The following is a 602-nucleotide window of genomic DNA, read 5'->3' as shown; positions in this document are numbered from 1 at the left end:
GTTACCCCCAAACGAATCGGAAAATCGATACTGGAAAAACTCTAACTCGGTGGCCAGTTTTTGTTGACCACTTCATCCACCAGCCGCGAGGCGATGGAGTTACTGGAAGCTCTGGCTGAAGCTGGCGTGACCATTGGTAACTTCTTCAGTAATGACCTGATGACCGCCTACCAACGCCGCCAGATGAACAAACGAGCTGAAGCTGAGCGTATCGCTAAAGAGCTAGCGTCTCAGAAAGAGCGTACCCGCGAAATGTTCATGACCGAAGACGAATGGCAAAAAGAGCTACAGCGCCGCGAACAGGTCAAAGCTGAACGCCGGACCTATGGTGAAAACCTCCGCAGCGCTACTCATTCCGCTGGTCGCTCACGTGCCGCTATCGTCGCTGACCTTGAGTCAGGCGGTAACTGGATGGACAGCTTGTAAGCAAGCGTCCCTCATCTGAGAACACACGGTCCCTGACTGCCTGTTAGGGACTTCAAGTATTTGACTCAAGGAGATTAATTATAATGAATATGACTAAAAACGCTTTCCAGTTTGGCATTGAGCCAGTACGCATCACCGATACCGACAACATTCAGGTCAATGAAGGTCTGCCGACT

General features: G+C 50.8%; 1 protein-coding gene and 1 pseudogene. Both read left to right on the top strand.

The window, feature by feature from the left end:
- Positions 1–69: 69 nt before the first annotated feature.
- A pseudogene (locus tag ABZJ92_RS22180) lies at positions 70–426 on the top strand (hypothetical protein); the annotation flags it as partial.
- Positions 427–509: 83 nt separating this feature from the next.
- The coding region (locus ABZJ92_RS22175) for a hypothetical protein (protein ID WP_353748166.1) at positions 510–602 on the top strand (93 nt) is incomplete at its 3' end.

Source organism: Shigella sp. FJ200513, from assembly GCF_040495915.1.
GTDB lineage: Bacteria > Pseudomonadota > Gammaproteobacteria > Enterobacterales > Enterobacteriaceae > ECMA0423.
The sequence above is the reverse complement of the archived record's forward strand: the minus strand, read 5'-3'. Positions and strand labels throughout refer to the sequence as shown.